Raw genomic sequence first — 21,943 nt, forward strand, 5'->3', positions numbered from 1 at the left:
AGGGGAATATAACTCTCTCTTAACTTTAATAAACACTTTCAATAGATGGTATTAATAGGCCAAGGTACTAGTCTGTTTTTACTATTTATCTAATTTATTCCAAACAAACTGAGTAGCCACCGAAGAGCCGCCGTTACAATTGCAGCACTTAATACAATCAAAATAAAGGGCTTCTTTTTCCATGTTAAAATACCCGCAACTCCAACACCAATTACTTTTGATAAATCAGCAAGTTGCTCACCATCAAAAAAAGTGGAAGTCATAGCAACAGAAAACAGAATAACAATAGCAGAGAGAGAGAAAATTTCTTTTACACGTTCAGAAATATCTGCCTTATTATTTAGTAATACTCCTGACATTCGCATCGCATAAGTTCCCACTGCTAAAATAACAATTCCCGTAATAATAGAAGTGGTAGACATCACATTTTCCTCACAACAAATAAAACACCAAATAATGAAAGTAAAACAGGTATACCAACAGGTAAAAATAAAGTTGTTATTAGTGCAATCAAGCTACCAATAATCGCTGCTTTACGTGTTAATTTATTTTTTAATGCAGGTAAACTAAGAGCTAGAATAACTGCCGGAAACATAGCATCGAGCCCCAGCATTTTAATATCAAGAATAAATGAGCCTAAATACACACCTAACATTGTGCCTAAAGGCCAGGCAATTAAAATTCCTAATCCACAAGCCCAAAAAGCCCGTTTATTTTGCTCTGCTGTTGGTTGTGATAACCCAAAAACAACACTTTCATCATTTAAAATATGAAAACCAAGTAATGATTTAAATCCTTTACCTGGAAGATCTTTAACCGCCATACTAAATGGAATATGCCGAGCATTAACCATTAGCCCAGCCAGAGCTGCATATATTGCACTGCCTCCCATAGCAACAACACCAATAAATAAAAACTCAGATGCTCCTGCTAATACAAAAATAGATAATGCTAATGGCACCCAAAAATCAAAACCTTGCGTATGAGCCAATGCACCATAAGAGATGCCAACAATGCCATCAGCTAATGAAACAAGCAGAATGTCTCTAAGTACGTTATTATCAAGGCGATTGTTAATTTGCATAAAGAATGTGTATTTTATTGAACGATTCGTTCATTATGTTGAACGGCCGTTTTTTTTGCAAGCTGATTTTTTAAAGGAAATTATGATGTCATCACCTTGTACACCTATTGAAATTATCTCCCAAGCTTTTGCAAGAGAAAGAAAAAAAACGGGTCTTTCTCTTGCTGAAATAGCAAGGCGAGCAGGTGTTGCAAAATCTACGCTATCACAATTAGAAGCAGGACAAGGAAATCCGAGTATTGAAACACTTTGGGCAATTTGCGTTGCTCTCAATATTCCTTTTTCTCAGCTTATTTCATCACCAGAATCCGAAGTTAAAGTTATTCGTAAAGGAGATGGATTTAAAATCAGTGCAGAAAAAGCTTACTATCATGCTTTTTTACTTTCGTCTTGTCCTAATGGTGCCAAACGCGATATTTACACAGTGATTGCACAGCCAGGTAAAGATAGAGTATCGGAGCCTCATAGTAAAAACGTCACTGAACACATTATAATAATTAGTGGCAGCGCAATTGTTGGTACATTAGAAAATCAACAGGAATTACATCCTGGTGATTATATTTGTTATCCCGGTGATATTACTCACGTTTTGCGCGCTCTGGAAAGCGATACAACTGCGGTTATGATTATTGAACACCATAATTAATTTTTATATTTAATAATTTTTTACATTTTATAATAATACTACAAAGATTTACCGTACTGACTTGTCTAATAAAAGTACGAAGACAGTACGGTAATATATTTAACTATTTTAAAATTCAACTAATAAAAATAAAGTCTGAGCACTCATTTTTATTTTTTCTCTACTGCTTTATCAAGATAAATTTTTCGCAAGCGTTGTGATATAGGGCCGACATCACCATTATTAATTAAATTTTGATCAACTGAAATAACAGGCCAAATTAATGTTGTTGCTGAACTAATAAAAGCTTCTTTTGCTATTTTGACTTCATCAACAGTAAATAAACGCTCTTTAATTTCTAATCCCATTTCTGTTGCTAATTGAATAAGTGCTTGTCGTGTAATTCCTGGTAAAATATTTTGACTTAGTGGCCGTGTAATTATTTCATTATTTTGATTTACGATAAAAAAATTACTTGAGCTCCCTTCAGTCACATATCCATCTTTAATAAAAATGGCATCATCAGCGCCTTGTTGATGAGCATGATCCTTTGCTAAACACGCGGCTAATAATGCCACCGTTTTAATATCACAGCGCTGCCAACGAATATCATCGACTGTAACCACTGAAATCCCTTTCGTTGCATTAGGATGATTAATAATCGTAGAGTGCTGAACAAAGGCGACTAGAGTTGAATGTATTGATGATGAAGGAAAATCAAAAAAACGAGATGAATCAGTACCCCGTGTAATTTGTAAATAGACTAATCCTTCATGTAAAGAATTTTTTTCAATAAGCTGTAAATGGATTTGTTTTAATTCATCTTTAGACAATGAAAGTGATAAACCTAATTCTTTGCATGAACGCTGTAAACGTTGAAAATGACCATCAAAATCAACTAATTTTTTATCGATAACTGCTGTAACTTCATATACGGCATCAGCAAATAAAAAACCACGGTCAAAAACAGATATTTTCGCCTGTTCTTTAGGCACAAACTGATGATTTAAATAAACAATATCAGACACTTTACCTCCGTCACTCATTTCATTTACATTTTATATCACTTTACTACCTTACTCTTTGGTAATTACATTTCAAATGCTATTTTATCTACATCTTGTTTTATTTTTTCACTATTTATTTAAAGAAATCATGTTATACAGATAAAAATTGCTATAATTTAGCTTATTGTCGTTAAATATAAATAAGGGAGGTTGTTATGTTAGATATTAATAAGAATAATTTATCTCAACTAACAGAAAATCTGGTTAAGAAACAGTGCATATTTATGAATATTATTGCTGTTTTAGGATTTATTGCGGGGATTATCTGCATAATTAACCCACTTTCTTCTGGTGTTGTTATCAGTATTCTACTTGGCGTGATTTTTTTTGCCTGTGCCATAACCAGCATTATTGCTGGATTTAATACCAAAGTATCATCAGGCACTTCAATGTTAATTACTTTGTTAGCTGGATTTATCTATTTACTGCTAGGCTATATTTTTATTACTGACCCTTTGCAAGGAATGTTAAGCCTCGCTTTTCTTATTGGTTTTCTATTTATTTTTGCCGGTGTTTTACGCTTATTTCTTGGTTTTAAGCAAATCAAAGATAATTTTTATGGCTGGTTTAATGTATTAGTCGGTTTTTTAGATATTATTGTCGCCTACTTTTTACTTGCTTTTGGTCCTCAGAATTCGGTTGCACTAGTGATGACACTTATTGGGATCCAACTTATTTTTAGTTCAATTACAATTTTTTCTATTACAAGTGCCATGAAACGCATGGTTCGTTAAAAATAATGAGAGAAAATTAATAGTTATTATATAAAAGACAAAAAGCCACTGTAATGTGACTCTTTGTCTTTTATTTCTTTTATTTCTTTTATTTCTTTAATTTATTATGCACATGGAAGTCTTAAAGCCACAGTGTACATATTTTCACCACAGAGATAGCAATCGCCCGTTTTCTCAAATACCATCACCTGTATACCAAGATAGCCCACTTCAATATTAGGCAATGCATCAGCAAGAATACTGTTTAATTCTGGGTCTTCAAATTCAACAATATTAATAGGTTCAACATTTGGTGTTGTATCTTGTAAAAAGTTTTTCAACCTAGGATCGTCTGCATAAATTTCCATGGTAGAACGATATACGAGTGTTTTTTCACTACCAATATTCTTAGAATAACCATTAAAGATAATAATCATTTTTTGAATATTCATTTTCGCAACACGATTTCTAATTTGTAAACACAAGGTAGGAACTAAGCGTATATTAGAGGAATTAAAGTAACGATCACAAATCTGAGGGATAGTTACACTAATACAAGGTTTTGGGGCAATATTTTTAATTTTTTTACCACATTCACCAGTAAGTGAATTATCAACAATAATTCGCTCTCGACGAGAGAAACACACGTTATCAAAAATATCGACAGTGAAGAAAGAGATATAATGTACACCATTGGTTAATGCTTGATTTTCTAATCTTACTGAAATGGCTGATTTATCAGTGCACGGCAGCATTTTTAACTGGTCATTAAAATAAAAACCGACTTGAGTACTTTCACTAATATCTCGACCGAGAATAAGATTAGCATTAACACAATAATTATCACTGTGATAACTCAATACACCGTTTAATGCAGCAGGCACTTTAGGTGATGAGAGTTTTTCATTAGTTATCTCAACATAAAAATCTTTTGACTTGATCTCTTTGGCTGGTGTTTCTGAATTTTCACTACTAGCATAAAACACCGCTATTTCACCTGGCTTAGCATGTTTAAATTTAACTTTAAATATTGCTATACCATACTTATTTGTTCTTGTTTTTCCCTCACTATCATCTTCTGATTTTATTATTGTAGGCTCTGTAATTATCGTACTCTTATCCCTAGTAAAAACTAACTCAACAACTTTATTTTGTACGTCATTACCCTCTTCATCGATTAAATGAACAATAAAGTTTTTAGAAACCTCCTCCCATTTACTTGGCCACTGCATAGATTCTGAACGAATAGTTAATAGATCTTCAAATTTCTCACAATTAGTTGCTAAACAATCAAATTTTAAATCAGGTGCGGTGGAAGTTACACGTATTTGAATATTTGTACTGTATTGAGGTTGCTCGTCATTTTCATCTTTTAAAATAAGATTTAATGAAGCAACACCATTGCGATTTCCCGTTAAGGTCACTTCCGTTTTGTCGCTATCAATAATTGAAACAAAAATATCCTTTTTATTAGGTAGAACAAGAATACCTTTAGGGCTTGTTTTCCATTCAGCTAACCGTAAATCAGTTCCTGTAACCGATATTTCATATTTTATTTTTTGATTAATCTTTACTTCATGATCGGGTTCATCTGGTGTGTTTTTTATCTGTTTAAAGTGAACAACTATTCCATTATCAATATCTTTATCTCCTTTATCTAGGTCTTGATCGTTATCGTTATCATCTGACTGCACGATTTTTTTAGCTGATAATTGTTGAGCTTGTAAGATTTTCTGCAAACGTTCTTCTTTTGTTTCTATTGTCATTACGTGATTTCCTTTTTTTTATTACCGACTCCATTTTTAGCTTAAAGCAAAAATTCGCAGAGAAAATCACAATGGAAAAGAGTCAACTAAGCATTGTTAATAGATGAAAAATAAAAACCAATAAAAACAATATGATAAAGGTTAATGCAGATTAAAAATGATATTAATTTCCAAGATAAATACATCTAAAATAAAAAATAATTTAATTTTTAAAATATTTTTTAAAAAACTATTGACTGTTATGAGAATGTGACTAAAATCAGTATCAGAAAATATTTGTGACATGAATCACATTTTATTAATAGGATACTTAACATGAAATCAATGACTTCTTTTATTACTCAACTGCATCAGGTTGTTGTTCATTTATCATCATCACGCTTACTGTAATTGTTTGTTATTTAAAACAAATATAGCATAAAGCCAGAAAAGTCATCATTTTATCGAGAGACAACTTCTGGCTTTTATTTTCTTTTTATTTCTCCTCTCATTCTACTTTTCTCAATTATTTTTAGTAACATAAATTTTACTTCGCTTAATTCATTGCAATACGTTGAATATTAAATATCCAATTGACTAAGTGCTGATACTAAATTTATTTCTGAACAGAAAAAACCTTCCCTTTCTTATTTAAAGATTAACAATTATTAATGAGTCTCTATTTTATTATTATGTTAACAATCTTGTTTTTTATATTCTAATTATTACCGTTATGTTATTTATTATATATCGATTGATTGCTACATCCTATTTAACTGATATTTTTTTACCACTAAAGTGGTATATTATCAAAATATGTAACCATTTGTTTAATAGTTATTTTTTTAGATAACGTTATTAACATTTTTTATATTGATATAAATCATTATAGGTATGAGGGTTATAACTTAACATATATATACAACTTTACTTGTTGTGAAAAATGTTAGGGTAATGTCAATGTCAAAAATTAAAAATAATACTTCGATTACTGAAATGAGCCGGCGTGGGTTCATTCAGTCTGCAGCGGTTCTTTCAGGCGCTGCTGCTGTGGCAGGAACGGTGTCATTACCTTTCTCTGCAAATGCTCAAAATATCCAGGGTATCCGTCCTGATGAAACAGCGGAAACTATCAAATACAGTGCATGTTTAGTGAACTGTGGTAGCCGTTGTCCATTAAAAGTTCATGTGAAAGATGGCGTTATTCGTCGTATTTCTAATGAAACTATGTATGACGATTCAACATTTGGTCTTCACCAAATTCGCCCATGTCTGCGTGGTCGTTCTGTACGTTGGAAAACGTATAACCCAGATCGTTTAAAATACCCAATGAAACGTGTGGGTAAACGTGGTGAAGGTAAATTTGAACGTATTTCTTGGGATGAAGCAACATCAATCATCGCCGAAAAATTACAATACACCATCGAAAAATACGGTAATGAAGCAATTTATTATCAATATGGTACAGGTTCTACCGGTGCAAACTTGCACGGTAGAACAGCATGTAAACGTTTATTAAGCACCGTAGGTGGCTTTTTAAGTGACTATGGCACTTATTCTTACTCTCAATTAACCGGTATCGTCCCTTATGTTTATGGCGATATGCTGGAATCTCTGTTAACGGAAATTGAGAATTCAGACCTAGTTGTGATGTTTGGTCATAATCTTGCTGAAACACGTATGTCAGGTGGTGGCCAGTTCTATGAAACGCTAAATGCGTTAGATAAGAGCAAAAGCAAAGTTATCATCATCGACCCTCGCCGTACTGACAGTGTGACAACACTCGGTGCTGAATGGATCCCTATTTATCCAGGCACCGACGCTGCATTAGTTGCAGCACTAGGTTATGTGATGATCCAAGAAGGTATTACTGATGAAGATTTCTTACGTGAATATTGCGTCGGTTGGGATAAGCAAACACTCCCTGCATCAGCACCTGAAAATGGCTCTTATAAAGATTACATTTTAGGTAATGGACCTGATGGCATTGCAAAAACCCCTGAATGGGCAAGTAAATTAACCGGCATTTCTGTTGCGCGTATTATTCAACTGGCGCGTGAAATTGGTAATGCAAGAGCGGCGTGGATCTCTCAAGGCTGGGGTATTCAACGTACCACTAATGGTGAACAAGCTTGTCGTTCTATTATGATGTTGCCATTAATGTCGGGTCATATTGGTCGCCCTGGTACAAATACTGGCTGTTGGGGCGGTAACGTTGCTTACCCTGTTGCAAGCTTCGCACTTCCTAATCCTGTAAAAACGTTGATCCCAACTTTTATGTGGTCTGAAGCGATTGCGCATGGTGAAGAATTAACCAGTAAAAATGCGGGTGTTAGAAATAAAGATAAACTAGATACTGGCATTAAATTTATGTGGTGTTATTCCAGTAACGTGATTGGTAACCAACATGCTGACCTGAATAAAACTCATGATTTACTGCAAGATGAATCAAAATGTGAGTTTATTTTAGTGTGGGATAACCACATGACACCATCTGCAAAATACGCTGATATCTTACTGCCAGATGTGACAACGGTTGAAACAAACGATCTTATTAACAACTCTTACGCCAGTGGTGCTTACCACTATGTTGTCCGCTTACAAAATGCGATTAAACCTCTTTGGGAAAACCGCCCTTGCTATGATGTCTTAACAGATATTGCAGAAAAAATGGGTACCAAAGCGCAATTTACCGAAGGTCGGACTTACGAAGAGTGGATTGAGTATTGCTATAACCAAATGCGTGAGAAAAACCCTGCACTGCCTACCTTTGCAGAAACCAATGATATGGGGATTATAGATCGTAAATTACCTAATCGTAATCAATACGTTGCACTTGAAGCATTCCGTCAAGACCCTATCGCTAACCCATTAAAAACAGCGTCAGGTAAGATTGAAATTTATTCTGAAAAATTAATGCAAGATACCGAAGGCTGGGTTTTACCTGAAGGCGACCGTATCCCTGCTATTCCAGAATATTGTAAGAATGAAGAAGGCGTTGAAAACGTTACATTGAAAGAAGAATTCCCTCTGCAAATGACCGGTTTCCACGATAAAGGTCACGTTCACTCTAGTTACTATAATGTGGCGATGTTACGTGAAGCGATCCCTCATCAATTTTGGTTAAACCCAATTGATGCACAAGAACGCGGCTTAAAATCAGGTGATATTGCTGAAATTTATAATAGCCGCGGTCGCTTGAATATTAGAGTAAAAGTAACAGATCGTGTTTTACCTGGCGTTATTGCAGTGCCTCAAGGTGCATGGCGAGATCTTGATACAACAGGTGTAGATAAAGGTGGATGTATTAACACATTAACAAGCTGGCACCCATCGCCGTTTGCTAAAGGTAATCCACAACATACAAACCTTGTTGAAGTGAAACGTGCATAAGGAGTTAACTCATGAAGCAATATGGTTTTTATTTTGACTCCACTAAATGCACTGGCTGTAAAACCTGTCAAGTCAGCTGCAAGGATGAAAAAGATTTAGATTTAGGCCCTAAATTCCGTCGTGTTTATGAATATGGTGGTGGTAGCTGGGCTAAACAAGATGGCATCTGGACACAAAATATTTATAGTTATTATCTATCCATTTCTTGCAACCATTGTTCTAACCCAACTTGTGTTGCAGGTTGTCCGACTGGTGCAATGCATAAACGAGAAGAAGATGGTTTAGTTGTTGTTAACCAAGATATTTGTGTAGGTTGCCGTTATTGCGAATTGCGTTGCCCTTATGGTGCACCACAATTTGATGAAAAGAAAAAACTCATGTCTAAATGTGATGGTTGCTATGAACGTGTAGCACAAGGCATGAAACCGGTTTGTGTTGAGTCTTGCCCTCAACGCGCACTGGATTTTGATGATATTGAAGTGATTAGAGCAAAACATGGCACTGAGTGTGGTATTGCACCAATGCCAGACCCAAGCTTAACTAACCCAAATATCGTCATCAAAGCACATAAAGAAGCCAAACCTTCTGGTGATAAAACCGGTTCAGTTCAAAATGCGGCGGAGGTATAAACCATGCATGAACTTCCTCTAGTCTTTTTTACTGTATTAGGTTCTTCAGCAGCTGGGCTGTTTCTTATTGCTTATATCAGTAAAAAATTAGGTCAAATTGATCAAAACCAATTACGTAACGCAAATATCTTAGCATTAATCTTAATGCTGATCGGTTTAGGAATTGGTGGGTTACACGTAGGGCAACCACTGCGTTTCTTTAATATGCTATTAGGTGTTGGCCGTTCTCCTATGAGTAACGAAGCATTTTTAAGTGGCATATTTACTGGATTTGCATTTGTTACTGTTGCATTAACAGTAATGAAAAAGTGGAATGGATTACGTGAAATTTGTAATCTATTTACCGTTATTTTTGGATTAGCTTTTGTATGGTCAATTCCACAAGTTTATCATATTGCAACCATTGCTAACTGGGATACTGATTACACAACATTGCAATTTTGGATGACGTTGTTAGTCGGTGGTGGTGTTTTGGCTATGGCCACAGGTGCAAGACGCTTAGGTGCATTATCTTTTATTATTGGCGCTATTATCACCTTAGCAACACGTTCTGGTTACGTGAGCTTCCTTGGTTTTACAGGCCCTGAACTTAGTGCAGAACAAACTATTTTTTGGGGATTCCAACTTGCAGTACTTGCATTAGGTATTGTGATTGTTGGTTTCACGGCTCTGAAAGCACAGACATCAAAAATGACACTAGCAACTTGTGCCGCAGCAGTCATTATTGCTGAATTATCAGGCCGTATTGCTTTCTATAATTTGTGGCATATTACGATGTAACTTTGATTTTCTTAAAACGTAATTTTAAGAAACAAAAGCAAATGCATACCTTTTTAGGTATGCATTTTTTTTTAGAATGATGAACCAGGTTGTTGCAAGAAGAGTTGCTCTTCTGGTGTTGATTCTCTGCCTAAAATTTCGTTACGATGTGGATAGCGGCCATATTTATCAATAATTTCTTTATGTCGCAGTTCATATTGATAAGTGTTTTCATCATTTAACTGAGAGAAAAGAGTCAGCGCATCTTGGTGAATTTTTTTAGATTCAGAATGCATAAATGGCATAATTAAAAACTTTCGTTTAACCGGGGTTAAAGAAAGATATTCAGGTTGGCGAATCGCCTCTTGAGCTAAAATAAGTGCCATATTATCTTGAGAGAATGCTTGAGGTGTATCACGCCAAATATTACGTGAAAATTGATCGAGTATAATAACTTCACCTAAACGCCCTTCAATACTTTCTCGCCAATATGATAACTCTGCTCGGCTGGCTTGTTCACAAAGCGAACCAAATCTGTCTTTAATTTCTTTATCGAAAGAAGCATCTTTCTTAAACCACTGCTCGGGAGTGCATTCATCAAACCAAAAAGTTAAAACTGATTGATAGGGATTCATATTCATAACCACGCTGTCGCTTGTTAGTGAAAAATTAGCTTTATTATTACCTGAGTTTTTCTTCAAACTATCTTACTTTTAATAGTGATATATCTTAAACCTTATTATTACTTAACCCTATCATCAATTTAATAAAAAAATAAATCTCCTTTGGATCGATTCAAAGGAGATTAAAATCGCTTCCTAGCGAACACTTATATCCATTAAGTGACGCCATCCATAAGCTATCGTTCTATCTACTCAAAATATTGTTAACAATATTTTTTCAATCTCATATTTTATTATTTTAATAAATATAAAAACAAACTAACTCAAACAATATGCCTACAAAACAAACAGCAAAACAGCTTAAAAAAAATTAACGATATACTAATAAATATTACATGTATTACTTAGTAGGCTTTAAATAAGCATTATTACTTAACAATCTTTATTGTAAATAAATAATTTATAATTCAATAAGATAAATAAATAACAATCGATATTATTATAAGGATATCAATTTATTTTGTATAAAATATATGAGGATCAATAATGAGATAAAAGATTAAAAAACACGCATTACTAATGACATTTATCTAAAAATTTGCGCTATTCCTCTGTTTCTTTAACAAATTTGGAGTACAATCGTCATAGTCTATCTACTGAATGAATCGTTATGTCTACCATTGCTGTTATTGGAATAAGCTACCTTGTTGGTGCTGTACTCTCTTTTATTGTTACTTTCTTTCTAACAAAAGATCCTAGCCTTGTCATGCGTCTGCTAAGTGCGTTCTTGATTGCCATTACCTGGCCATTAAGTTTCTTTATGGCTCTTGTTTTTTCTATTTTTAGCTAAATTTTTAAGTCTATAATCATAGCCTAATTATTTTCCTTATTTAATTTTTCTATATCTACTCTCTTTTTTTAAGATAGTTAATTAAATATTAAAATAGATGTATCTATTTTTATTATTTAAAAAATAAAAAATAAAGATAAAGTAATATTGGATACCAAATCAATAAGGAAATTTTAAATGAGTGAAACCAAGAGTAATACTAAAGTCACTGCTTCAGGAGTAGCTGACACATTTTATGCTATGAATATCTCTTTTTCTGTAGGAAGAAATGATTACATGCTTTCATTGAATCGAGACAGAAAATATGAAACGAAGACACTTACTTCTGATGGAAAATTTGACCCATTGGTTGAAACTAATATCTTTAAGCATTATTATGACTACATGCAAATTATCTATGACTCTGCAAATGGAAAACAATATTTATGTTGTATTTCCTCAGATAGTAAATACTTTGAATTATTTTTAATTCAAAGTGATGGGAAATTGCTATCAACTGATACTCATGATTATTTTGAAGGTTTTAACAAATCAGGTGCTATATTTATTATTAAAGGTCATTTTTATATTTACAGCCAAAGAGAATTAGATAGATCTTGGCAAATTACATTAATGAATGCATGATTTAATTGCTATTTTCTATAAAATAAAGATAGATTATTAATTAACAGGGCTATTATCTAAGATAATAGCCCTGTTAATGTTGAAAAGTAATAACTAAAAATAATATTTTCAAAGCCAGATATTATTAATTTAAACGTTCTAAAAATAACTCTTTTAGCTTAGATTTTATTAACGAATTAACATCTAATATTCGACCATTTTATTTTGTTAAATTCTTGCCAGGTAAATTCACTTAAACACCTTAATTTAAAAACACTAACCAATTGATTAAATACAAAAATATTTATTTTAATTAACCTATTTTTTATTATACATTTACAAATAAGAGTAAAAACATTACAGTATTTTAGGTAAATTACGATTATTAATATTTTCTATTTTTAAATAGAGTTTCTACTTAGAGTTAAAATATGTTTAGTGAAAATGTCATTACTGATATTATTTGTTGGATCGAAGATAATTTAGAAAAAAATCTGAGCTTAGAAAGTGTTTCACAAAAATCAGGCTACTCTAAATGGCATCTTCAGCGAATGTTTAAAGAACAGACAAACTTAACACTAGCATCCTATATAAGAGCTAGACGTCTTTCTTGTGCTGCTATTGAATTACGCTTACAGCGTACACCATTACTTGATATCGCATTGAAATATCGTTTTGACTCTCAACAAACTTTTTCTCGTGCTTTTAAAAAGCTATTTAATATTACCCCTTACGATTATCGCCGAAAAGCAAATTGGCAAGCACATGGTTTTACTTTACCATTAAGAAAATTTGCAGGTTATAATTTAGATATGCAAATTATTGATATTGACAACCTTTCTCTAATTGGGATCAGCCATACTTACCAGTCTAATTCTATTGAGTGGAATCTAAATACTGAAAAAAAGCGCAAAGAGTATTGGGAAATATTTTTCAAAAAAGCACTTTATAATCACAATAAAATCTATGCTACTCACAATATTTTTTCTGAACAAAGAAACAATCTCGTTATTAATTATGCAACAATGAGAGAGAATTTAGTAGATAGAGATAATTCAAATTTTAATTACACCGAGATAATTAATAATAAAAAATATTTAAAAATCACGCTTTCGCCAGCGCTATTACAACTTGATTACAAAGATATTATTTACAATATTTATGGTGTTTTAATGCGAAAATTAAATATTCCACGAAAAAAAGGGGAACCGGACATTGAGGAATATATTTTAAAAGAAAACTATCACGTTTTAGATCTTATCAATAATCCATTATCTTTAATAAAAAATATTAATTATTATATTCCTATTGATATTAAACCGAACCTCAAATAATAATTTAATATTCTATCTTCTCAGAGAATAAGGGTAGAATATTAACCTTACACTATAATAAAAAATGATTTATAAAAAACTATAATTATCAATACATTACTAATCACATTTCAAATTATTTATACTAGTTAAAATTTATTATTACTCAAGAAAAAAATAAATTAATCTTTTTCAATTAAATTTTTCATGTTCTATCTGTAATAAACGAAAAAAAAATAAAATAGTTGTAATAATATTTTCTATTGAAAAGTTTATTTTCTTATTTCTTTACGTGATTTTATTACCGTATCCCATTTATATAAACTAGCTAGAGACTTACTTGATTATCTTTAAATACTACTCTTTTCTCTTTCATTGTATCAATTTTTAACGATATAAATGATTGCGATACAAAACCTAAAAACAACAATCAAAAGCATTCATACCACAGAAAATGACAATCAATGCAAATGATATCAAAAATAAAGTTCTTCTTGAATACAACCCAAATAACGCAACTCGATAATTTATAAATCACCTTGCGATAAAATGATCCTATTTTGAGGATGTTGTTTTACATATTTAATGTATTAAAATAATAAATTAATTCAGTATCATCTTCATCTAAATTATCTACACAACCGCTTTCGACGAAACCTGATCTGGACAATATCGTTTTCATTTTAAGATTAGATTGATTTGTAGAAGTAAAAATCTTCGCTGTTTTTGATGATGCCTTAAAATATGTAATTAGCTTAGTCGCTAAACCTTGTGAACGATAGTTTTCATCAACCATAATCAATTCAATAAAACCACACTGAAAAAAACGATAATGAAAAACACCATAAGCAACAATAACCGTATCAACAACGACAAGATAAAGTGAATTCTCATTAATCCAAGTTTTTATTTCGTCAATGCGTGAAGAATGTATTTGAGCATAAGTGTCGATTTGGCTTATTAAGTGCAGTTCAGAAAGTGTAGCGAGTCTAATTTTCATAGTGATAGTTTTTAAGTAATAAAACTATAGATAAGAAAAAACCCGTTATTTCTTACGAAATAACGGGTTCTTATATGGTGCCGGCTACCGGAGTCGAACTGGTGACCTACTGATTACAAGTCAGTTGCTCTACCAACTGAGCTAAGCCGGCTAATTCTGGCGGAAGGATAGAGATTCGAACTCTAGGATGGTTTCCCATCGGCGGTTTTCAAGACCGCTGCCTTCAGCCACTCGGCCATCCTTCCATAGCGCGGAATTATGCCTATCTCTCGCCGCGCTGTCTAGTCCTGAAGGCAAAAAAAATCATTTTTTTATTCGTTTGATTAAACTTCAGTCTAATTTTGATTAAAAAAAGATAACTTATTAATATTTCGGTCGAATAGCTACATTAATGAGATATCAATAACATTAATTCATATCACTACTGATTTAAAAATAGAGGAATAATAGTGTAAAAATAAACAAAGAAAAAACCCGCTACCTCTTGCGAGATAACGGGTTCTTATATGGTGCCGGCTACCGGAGTCGAACTGGTGACCTACTGATTACAAGTCAGTTGCTCTACCAACTGAGCTAAGCCGGCTAATTCTGGCGGAAGGATAGAGATTCGAACTCTAGGATGGTTTCCCATCGGCGGTTTTCAAGACCGCTGCCTTCAGCCACTCGGCCATCCTTCCATAGCGCGGAATTATGCCTATCTCTCGTCGTGCTGTCTAGTTCTGAATATAAAAAATTTCGCTTTTTCTGTTTGTTTGCTCAAAGTTCACTCGAATATCCCTTTTAAAGTGATAACCTGTTAATATAATGGCTAAATGCTGATGGTTGTTTAACCAATAATTATCTTCTACTTACTTCGTTTTTAAAGGTTCGCAAACTGAATGCGCAAACTGACTCAATTAAAACCAAATACATTGACTCGTATATATGCCCTATTTCTTATTTTTCTGGTCATATCTCTCTTTTTATATGCCTATAGCTACTTTAACTCTTGGCTCGACAATAAAAAGAATGCATTAAATAACACAACACACAAATTCGCATTACAGGTTGAAGATTACCGCTATCATTCAAACCAGCTTTTCCAATTATCAAACAAAATGGCCGACTCGACTATTTATCCACCAATATCTATCAACCCAATAAAATTACGCACCGATGTTTATTGGCTTGAAGGCAGAGATCAAACGGTTGATACCATTGTATTTGGTAAAGCAAATGAACATACTTTTCAACTAGCAAGACGTTTTGCTAATTCACTAGAAATACTTTGGGGCGTTCGTAATGACTACAGCTCTCTTTATTACCTTAATGGTAAAGGCAATGACCTTATATTAGTTACTACACACTCAGTACTTAAACCTGAGATCCGTTATAAAGAGAGTTATCTAACTTTAACTGCAGAGAACAAACGCTCTGAACTTTTAATGCAATCTACTGCATTAGATGAAAAAGAGAGTATTTCTCCGATTAGGAAAATGTCTACAGAAAACATTTATTACTACACTTACCGGATTATGTTTAATGTTCCTGGGCAGCTAACTAGCGTCATTGCTTTTGATTTACCTATAAATAACTTTCTTCCTTATGAGTTACAGCCTCAGTATTTGAGACTACTGCCTACGGGTCAGCAAACAATTTATGATAAAAATGATATCGAAGTTTCGACCGATGGCTCTTCACTCATCTTTTCTCAGCCTATTGCAGGGATCCCTTATTCTCTTTCTTATGAATACCCTTTAAAGGCGATAATCACAGAAATCACTTATAAAAATATCTGGCTATTAATTAGCCTTTTCTCTTTTATTCTGATCTCTATTTTTGGCCATATCTATATTCGCAATAAATATGTCTATCCTTACATCTCAATGACACGCAATCTGCGTATTAAAGAAGAAATGACGAATGACATTATCTCTAACCTTCCTATCGGATTATTAGTATACAATTTTTCCTCTAATCATAAGATTATCAGCAATAGTCACGCTGAAAAGCTACTACCTCATATTGATTTATCAAAAATTCGTCAAATGGCGATAGAACACAATGGTCTGATACAAACAGCCATCAATAATGAAATCTATGAAATTAGAACAAGTAATAACAACAATATTGATAATACCTCTCTATTCATTTTTTTGAATAAAGATAATGAAGCCTTGATCAATAAAAAATTGCAACTAGCGCAGCAAGAATATGAAAAAAACACTATTGCTCGTCGTAAAATCCTTTCCAATATGTCATTAGAATTAATGCGACCAATTAAAGACATTAATGGAATGGTTTATCAGTTTAAAGAACTATTACCTGAAGATATCCATCAGCAGTTGCTTAGCCTTCTATTAGAAAAAACTAACTATATTTCAGAGTGGATTGAAAACATCACTTTAATTAATAAGTTAGAAAATCAAGAATGGAAGATTCATAAAGATGAATTTGAACTTTCAACGCTTGTTGAATCTATTCTTCTAACTACTACGCCTTTTATGATAAGAAAAGGACTAACACTTTATTTTCATAACAATATAAGGCCTGGATTACTTTTAATTAACGATGGACCGGCATTAAGTAAAATCATTTTATCTCTGATTAATTATGCCATCAGCACGACTAATTATGGAAAAATTGCTGTTAATTTAAATTTAGTAAAAAATAAAGACAAAGATAAAGAAGAAATACTTATTGATATTATTGACAGTGGTAGCGGACTTACACCACAAGATATTGCTAATATTAAATATCCATTTCTTGGGCAAGCTATGGGTGATAAATATTATTCCAACTCTGGAATTATTTTTTATTTATGCCATTTATTGTGTAAGAAAATACAGGGAGATTTAACTATTAAGAGTCAGGAAAGTATTGGTTCTCATTTCCGCATCGTACTACCATACCAGCATATTGATACCCAAGAACGTAGCTTTGACGTATTATTAGAAGGCGTAAGTGCAAAACTCGCCATAAAAAACCCTGAAATAGAAAAAATTGTTTGCCAACAGCTTGATAAATATGGCGCTACATACTTTGATAAAAATAAAGAGAATCTTTATCCTGAATACGATATCATACTTAAAGATACTCCTGATGATAAAGCAGAATCAGCAACAATATTATTAGTTAGTACTATTGTTGGATTTGAAAAAATATCAAAAAATTTAATAAAGTGTAACTATAACTTCGGTGATGCATTAATAGAGTCTATTACTTATTTGATTGAAGAAAATGAGTCATTAACTCTAGAAACAACTCAAGCGAGTATTTTAAATGAAAATAATAACCTTGATAATCACGAAGTAATTCTTAATAATTATAGACACAAGCTGGATGGTAGTGATTATAAGGAGCTATTTATCAATACTGTTCCAACTGATATTGAAAAATTACATTTAGAGGCAACTAATAAAGACTTTCCTTCTCTAGCCCAAACTGCACATCGCCTAAAAGGGGTTTTTGCCATGTTAGATTTGGAGTATCTCAAAGAGAGCTGTGAATATTTAGAGCGTGACATAAAAAATCATAATGAATTAGAGATAAAAGAACGTATCAGTCAACTGGATAAATGGATTCAACAGTTGCTGCAGCAAGGTAACAATTAAACATGAATAACCTTAATATTATTATTGCCGATGATCATCCGATTGTTTTATTCGGTATTCGTAAATATTTAGAACAAATTGAATGGGTTAATGTTGTTGGTGAGTTTGAAGATTCAACTTCACTTATCAATAACTTATCAAAGCTAAATGCTGATGCCCTAATCACCGATCTTTCAATGCCTGGTGATAAATATGGCGATGGTATTACATTGATTAAGTACATAAAAAGACACTATCCTAACTTGTCTATTATTGTACTAACCATGAATAACAACCCTGCTATTTTAAGTGCAGTGCTTGACCTTGAAATTGAAGGTATCGTTTTAAAACAAGGTGCACCAACAGATTTACCAAAAGCCTTGGCAACGTTACAGAAAGGCAAAAAATTTATGCCTGAGAGCGTTGCAAAACTATTAGAGAAAGTTAATGCCAATGGTTACGGCGATAAACGCCTATCACCAAAAGAGAGCGAAGTCCTTAGATTGTTTGCTGAAGGCTTCCTTGTCACTGAAATTGCTAAAAAACTAAATCGTAGTATTAAAACGATTAGTAGCCAGAAAAAATCAGCAATGATGAAGTTAGGTGTTGATAATGATATTGCACTTCTCAACTACTTATCATCCGTGACTATTGATAAGGAAATTAACGGCGACGATTAACTCGCTCGTTAACTTATCTTGGCAGTACCGATAAAATCAGGAAGCTCATACCCTTTGTGGGAGCTTCTCTGCTTTTTATCTGTGTTATTTCCTATCTAGACATTCCATTTACACCTCTTTTCTCAGCTTGTATCCAAACTCTAAACGTTGTATAGGGTGTTTTTAAACGATTTAAATAGATATTATTAATCTACACCCAGACTGCAAAAATTAGCGCTACATCTTCTTTTTATTAAAAATCTTATATAACCTTTTTCTCTTCTTACTAACAAAGAAAACAAAAAAGGTGCTAAAAATTAGCACCTTTTGAATACTTAATCGTTATACTCGTCGCTCTTATTTTTTATTAAGCCCATTATTAAATATCAACAAATTATTCGATTAACACCACTTTCTATTACCATAGTTAAGAAATATTTTTTAATAATGCTTCTTTTAAAATAATGAGTGAAACAGGTTTAGAAACACAATCATCCATACCCGCATCAATACAACGCTGTTTTTCTTCTGCTATTGCATTCGCTGTCACGCCAATAATAGGAATAGTACTTCCCATTTGCCTAACATGGGTTGCTAATTGATAACCGTTCATATTTGGCATGTTGACATCAGTTAAAATAATATCTATCGAATTTTTAGCAATAAATTCCAGCGCATCACAACCATCTTCTGCTGTTGCTGTATCAAATCCAATTTTCTTTAATTGATCCGTAAGCAATAAACGATTGATAGGATGATCATCAACAATAAGGACTCTTAGCCCTTGTAAACCGCTATCCGTTGTTATTGCTTTAGATTCTGAATAAATAGTATCAGCATTTATTTGAGGAAGCTGTAGCATAATCTTAGATAACTCATTAAGTTTATAAGTGCTACACAGCCACGTATTTTCATCTATTTTCTTTGCTGGATCAAAATAATGCTCATTAATTCTGATTGTTTGGCATTGAGTGATTATCTCTCGATCATAATCAGTGATAATAAAATCCGTTGAAGTAAGCGCAATTTCTTCTGTTAACTCTGCACACTTTAACCCAAAGTAACTAAGATAACGCTCAATAAAACCTTCTAAACAAAGATTTCTTACATCAAGAAAACAACGAATAGCGCTTTGTGCGTAAATATTCTTTTTATCATTATTTTCGTTATTTTCTAACGCACCATATAACGGGATCCGTACCGTAAATCGGCTACCAATATTCTCCTGTGATACCACACTAATATCATCATCCATCAAATTAATGAGCTTCTCGCAAATAGCTAACCCAAGCCCTGTACCTTCAGATGCACTCTCTGTATTTTGAGAAACTTGGAAAAAGGGTTCAAAAAGCTCGTGAAGTGTTTTTTCACTTATTCCCTTACCTGTATCATGAATATCAAAATAGAGATAATAATCATCTTTATAAAGATGTAACGTAATACAACCTGTCGTAGTAAATTTAATACTGTTATTTAATAAATTAGAAATAACTTGTTGTACACGAACAGGGTCACTATTTACGATTTTAGGCACATCAGGTTCAATAAAGCAGTAAATAGCAAGGTCTTTTTTAGCTATCAAGGGCAAATAGTTAGAAATAACAAATGAGACCACTTGACGACAATTAAACGGTTTAATCTCTATTTTTAATTGCTTAGATTCTATTTTTGAAAAATCTAAAATATCACTAATAATTTTAAGCAATAAAGATGATGAGTTATCCATTGTTTTAAGCAATCGAGCGGTTTCATTATTTTGAGTAAAAGATTGCAATAACTCTAAATTACCAATAATGCCATATAGTGGTGTGCGTAACTCATGGCTAACCGTGGCTAAGAACATCGATTTTGCTTGGTTTGCTTGTTCTGCTGCCGTTGCCATATTTTGTAAAGAACGTTCCATTTTAACGCGGGAACTAATATCCACGAGAACACAGATAGCAACATCTTCATTTTGATAACGTGAATTAACAAAACTAATTTGTAAATGGTTACGGTTATTAGTCACTACATCCACCATATTGCTGCCTTTCTCAGCAATGATAGATAAAATATTTTGCTTATCACTATGGCTAAGTAACCGGAAATAATTATGCGCTAATTCATTACTTAAAATAATCATGCCATCGCGAATACGAAGAATGCTGATGCCAACTGGCGCTGATGCTACTATTTTATGGTTAAATTGCTCATGCTCTTCTAAACGTGATGCATTATTTTCTGCTGGTGAGAATATTTTCCGTTCAAAGATCCAAACAAAAATAAAGACAAAAATGGCCGATATCGTATTTAAAATCAGCGCATTAAAAATAGTAAATTTAAATTCATTGAGAATTTGTTTTAGTGGTAACGAATAAACCACACTGAATGATGAAGGCAATAATTTCCGCTTAGAAACTAAATCACTAAAGTCCTCATCAAAACCAAAATAAGGCGCATTAACTTCAGGTGCTTGTCTTGCTGTACGATAATTATTCTCAGCCGGATAATTTAAAATTGTTGTATTGTTGCTATTAAGTAGATGAATAGAAATAACGCGATCTTTAGTTGGAGAAAAGTATTCAAGACGAATGGCTCTTTCAATACCAATCAATCCAATAAACTTTCCGGAAGCATAAACTGGAGACATCACATACAAAATACCGCTATCCCCTTTTGCATCAGGTACTATCCAATATTGATTAACTTCCTTACCCTGAGCTCGCTGATTAATATAGTTACGCGTATTTTCATAAACCATTTTTTTCAGCATTTCGGTATCAATCGGTGATGCACGCAATGGAAAATTAATCATACACATACTATGAGAACCCACCATAAAAACTTGGTTTATTCCCTGTAATGCAGGTGTATTGTCTTTCCAATAATAAAGAATGCTATTAAATGAACGGAAATAGTTATTCGTTTGACCTTTAAAAAGTTCGCAATCCGCAGTGTCATTTAATTTGTGTAAGGAAAATGCCCCTTCATAAAAAGGTAAATTTTTGATATTAGGATTTAAATTGAGCTGCTCTTGATGGCGTTCGGCGAGATATTGTAAATCACGAATGGTTCCTGAGGTTTGCCTAAAGAAACCAAGTAAATTAGTGTAGTTGTTACTATATTCTTGTCTGATATCTGATTTTGTATCGTTAAAAATGTTGATGAGATAAAACATAGTCAACAATGCGCCCATAGCCCACAACATGACACCTAATATACGAAAAAGGTAGCGGGAAATTTTTAACGACGTTTTAAAGGACGAGAGATATCTCAAACAACCACCCTAATCGATAAACCACACAAGAAACTTATTCTATTCTAGCAGA

The 21,943-nt window shown here is 32.9% G+C and carries 17 protein-coding genes and 4 tRNA genes; 10 read left to right on the top strand and 11 right to left on the bottom strand.

Annotated elements, in window-relative coordinates:
• Window positions 1-89: 89 nt before the first annotated feature.
• Both M997_RS12365 and M997_RS12370 read right to left on the bottom strand, forming a co-directional pair.
• Window positions 90-425 carry an AzlD domain-containing protein gene (locus M997_RS12365; protein ID WP_064720422.1) on the bottom strand — a complete coding sequence of 112 codons (336 nt, stop codon included), beginning with the start codon at window positions 423-425 and terminating at the stop codon, window positions 90-92.
• On the bottom strand, window positions 422-1,084 hold the full coding sequence (locus M997_RS12370; protein ID WP_064720423.1) for an AzlC family ABC transporter permease: 663 nt from the start codon (window positions 1,082-1,084) through the stop codon (window positions 422-424). Before M997_RS12370 ends, M997_RS12365 begins: the two co-directional genes overlap by 4 nt.
• A gap of 85 nt (window positions 1,085-1,169) precedes the next feature.
• Between M997_RS12370 and M997_RS12375 the strand changes: the two genes are divergently transcribed.
• Complete coding sequence (locus M997_RS12375; RefSeq protein WP_064720424.1) at window positions 1,170-1,730, top strand: helix-turn-helix domain-containing protein; 561 nt, start codon at window positions 1,170-1,172, stop codon at window positions 1,728-1,730.
• Window positions 1,731-1,879: 149 nt separating this feature from the next.
• On the opposite strand, the gene M997_RS12380 is transcribed toward M997_RS12375, so the two are convergent.
• Window positions 1,880-2,737, bottom strand: coding sequence for a D-amino-acid transaminase (locus M997_RS12380; RefSeq protein ID WP_064720468.1), 858 nt, complete (start codon window positions 2,735-2,737; stop codon window positions 1,880-1,882).
• A 194-nt stretch (window positions 2,738-2,931) separates the two neighbouring features.
• On the opposite strand from M997_RS12380, the gene M997_RS12385 reads away from it, so the two are divergent.
• Window positions 2,932-3,510 (top strand): HdeD family acid-resistance protein, encoded by a 579-nt coding sequence (locus M997_RS12385; protein WP_064720425.1) that lies wholly within the window; start codon window positions 2,932-2,934, stop codon window positions 3,508-3,510.
• Window positions 3,511-3,614: 104 nt separating this feature from the next.
• Here the strand turns inward: M997_RS12385 and M997_RS12390 are convergent, their stop codons facing one another.
• Entirely contained in the window at window positions 3,615-5,255 is a 1,641-nt protein-coding gene (locus M997_RS12390; RefSeq protein ID WP_064720427.1) for a hypothetical protein, read from the bottom strand.
• Window positions 5,256-6,194: 939 nt separating this feature from the next.
• Between M997_RS12390 and M997_RS12395 the strand changes: the two genes are divergently transcribed.
• Genes M997_RS12395 through M997_RS12405 form a run of 3 tightly spaced genes read left to right on the top strand, consistent with a single transcriptional unit; the run spans window position 6,195 to window position 10,036 of the window.
• The gene (locus tag M997_RS12395; protein WP_064720428.1) at window positions 6,195-8,627 is read left to right on the top strand and encodes a DMSO/selenate family reductase complex A subunit; all 2,433 of its coding nucleotides are present in this window, start codon (window positions 6,195-6,197) and stop codon (window positions 8,625-8,627) included.
• 11 nt (window positions 8,628-8,638) lie between these two features.
• Window positions 8,639-9,256, top strand: coding sequence for a DMSO/selenate family reductase complex B subunit (locus M997_RS12400; RefSeq protein WP_023581764.1), 618 nt, complete (start codon window positions 8,639-8,641; stop codon window positions 9,254-9,256).
• A gap of 3 nt (window positions 9,257-9,259) precedes the next feature.
• The gene (locus M997_RS12405) at window positions 9,260-10,036 is read left to right on the top strand and encodes a dimethyl sulfoxide reductase anchor subunit family protein (RefSeq protein WP_064720429.1); all 777 of its coding nucleotides are present in this window, start codon (window positions 9,260-9,262) and stop codon (window positions 10,034-10,036) included.
• Between the two features lie 71 nt (window positions 10,037-10,107).
• Here M997_RS12405 and M997_RS12410 read toward each other — a convergent pair whose 3' ends face one another.
• On the bottom strand, window positions 10,108-10,650 hold the full coding sequence (locus tag M997_RS12410; RefSeq protein WP_064720469.1) for a DUF924 family protein: 543 nt from the start codon (window positions 10,648-10,650) through the stop codon (window positions 10,108-10,110).
• A 658-nt stretch (window positions 10,651-11,308) separates the two neighbouring features.
• Here M997_RS12410 and M997_RS12415 point away from each other — a divergent pair.
• From M997_RS12415 to M997_RS12425, 3 genes are all read left to right on the top strand, one after another.
• Window positions 11,309-11,488, top strand: a complete 180-nt coding sequence (locus tag M997_RS12415) for a GhoT/OrtT family toxin (RefSeq protein ID WP_064720430.1) — start codon at window positions 11,309-11,311, stop codon at window positions 11,486-11,488.
• Window positions 11,489-11,665: 177 nt separating this feature from the next.
• A complete protein-coding gene (locus M997_RS12420) occupies window positions 11,666-12,112 on the top strand; it encodes a hypothetical protein (RefSeq protein ID WP_064720431.1) in 447 nt (148 codons plus the stop codon).
• 410 nt (window positions 12,113-12,522) lie between these two features.
• A complete protein-coding gene (locus M997_RS12425; protein WP_064720432.1) occupies window positions 12,523-13,425 on the top strand; it encodes a helix-turn-helix domain-containing protein in 903 nt (300 codons plus the stop codon).
• Between the two features lie 553 nt (window positions 13,426-13,978).
• Here the strand turns inward: M997_RS12425 and M997_RS12430 are convergent.
• The 5 genes from M997_RS12430 to M997_RS12450 form a co-directional block, all read right to left on the bottom strand.
• Window positions 13,979-14,404, bottom strand: coding sequence for a GNAT family N-acetyltransferase (locus M997_RS12430; protein WP_064720433.1), 426 nt, complete (start codon window positions 14,402-14,404; stop codon window positions 13,979-13,981).
• A gap of 75 nt (window positions 14,405-14,479) precedes the next feature.
• A tRNA-Thr gene (locus M997_RS12435) sits at window positions 14,480-14,555 on the bottom strand.
• A 6-nt stretch (window positions 14,556-14,561) separates the two neighbouring features.
• A tRNA-Ser gene (locus M997_RS12440) sits at window positions 14,562-14,649 on the bottom strand.
• Window positions 14,650-14,911: 262 nt separating this feature from the next.
• Window positions 14,912-14,987 (bottom strand) — tRNA-Thr (locus M997_RS12445).
• A gap of 6 nt (window positions 14,988-14,993) precedes the next feature.
• Window positions 14,994-15,081 (bottom strand) — tRNA-Ser (locus M997_RS12450).
• A gap of 201 nt (window positions 15,082-15,282) precedes the next feature.
• Between M997_RS12450 and rcsD the strand changes: the two genes are divergently transcribed.
• Together rcsD and rcsB are read left to right on the top strand one after the other, a co-directional pair.
• Window positions 15,283-17,997: a phosphotransferase RcsD gene (gene rcsD, locus M997_RS12455; protein ID WP_064720434.1), complete on the top strand. Its 2,715-nt coding sequence runs from the start codon at window positions 15,283-15,285 to the stop codon at window positions 17,995-17,997.
• Window positions 17,998-17,999: 2 nt separating this feature from the next.
• Complete coding sequence (rcsB, locus tag M997_RS12460; protein ID WP_064720435.1) at window positions 18,000-18,656, top strand: response regulator transcription factor RcsB; 657 nt, start codon at window positions 18,000-18,002, stop codon at window positions 18,654-18,656.
• Window positions 18,657-19,062: 406 nt separating this feature from the next.
• On the opposite strand, the gene rcsC is transcribed toward rcsB, so the two are convergent.
• Window positions 19,063-21,891, bottom strand: coding sequence for a two-component system sensor histidine kinase RcsC (gene rcsC / locus M997_RS12465; RefSeq protein ID WP_074379360.1), 2,829 nt, complete (start codon window positions 21,889-21,891; stop codon window positions 19,063-19,065).
• Window positions 21,892-21,943: the final 52 nt, after the last annotated feature.

Origin of the sequence: Proteus hauseri ATCC 700826, from assembly GCF_001654965.1 — a bacterium.
In the GTDB taxonomy this organism is placed as follows: domain Bacteria; phylum Pseudomonadota; class Gammaproteobacteria; order Enterobacterales; family Enterobacteriaceae; genus Proteus; species Proteus hauseri.